An 832-nucleotide genomic window follows, 5' to 3' on the forward strand; every position below is an offset into this window, starting at 1 on the left:
GTCCGGGGGGTCCGGCGGGGGGGATCCGCAGCAGCCTGCTCGACAACCCCGAGCGGCCCTCCGACGAGCCGTTCTCGCTGCAGAACGGCAAGATGCTGCGGGCGACGCTCGGCGCGCGGGGGATGCGCGAGTTCTACGCCCGCAAGGGCGCGATGGTCGCCTATCAGGGGGCCGCGAACTTCGACGCGCACTGGGAGGGCTGGGGCGGGCACTTCCGCAGCTTCTTCAGCGGTGGCGAGGGCCTGAACCTCATGCAGGTCTCCGGCTCCGGCTCGGTCTTCCTCGCCAACCAGGCGCAGGACATCCACATCCTCGACCTGGCCGGCGACGGGCTGACCGTCGACGGCAAGAACGTCCTCGCCTTCAACTCCGACCTGAACTGGGACCTGGTGCGGGTCGACAGCCAGGTCGGCATCGCGGGCGTCGGCTCCTACCAGGTGGAGCTGCGCGGCAACGGCAAGGTCGCGGTCTGCACGTCGGGTGCTCCGCTGGTCATGCACGTCACGCACCAGAACTACTACTTCGCGGACGCGGACGCGGTCGTCGGCTGGTCGACGGGCCTGCAGGTGTCGATGCAGGCGGCGGTGACGTCCTCGGCGGTGTGGCGGCCGCGCGGCAACACCGGCGAGAGCTGGCAGATGCAGTTCACCGGCCAGGGCTTCGTCATCGTGCAGCCCTGCGAGCTACTGCCTCCGTATAACGCGCTGGCCGGCTCGGGCGCGGCCGGGCACTTCGGCCTTGGTCAGGGCGGCTTCCAGGGCAACCAGCTCGGCGGCCACCACGGTCAGGGCGGCCCCGGCGGGCCGGGCGGCGGCTTCGGCGGCTTCGGGGG

The 832-nt window shown here is 71.6% G+C and carries 1 protein-coding gene; it reads left to right on the plus strand.

Annotated features, from left to right (window positions below):
* Positions 1-832, plus strand: an 832-nt coding sequence (locus tag NBZ83_RS32395; protein ID WP_261576545.1) for an AIM24 family protein, incomplete at both ends; no start/stop codon positions are given.

The organism is Frankia gtarii (assembly GCF_025403375.1).
GTDB lineage: Bacteria > Actinomycetota > Actinomycetes > Frankiales > Frankiaceae > Frankia > Frankia gtarii.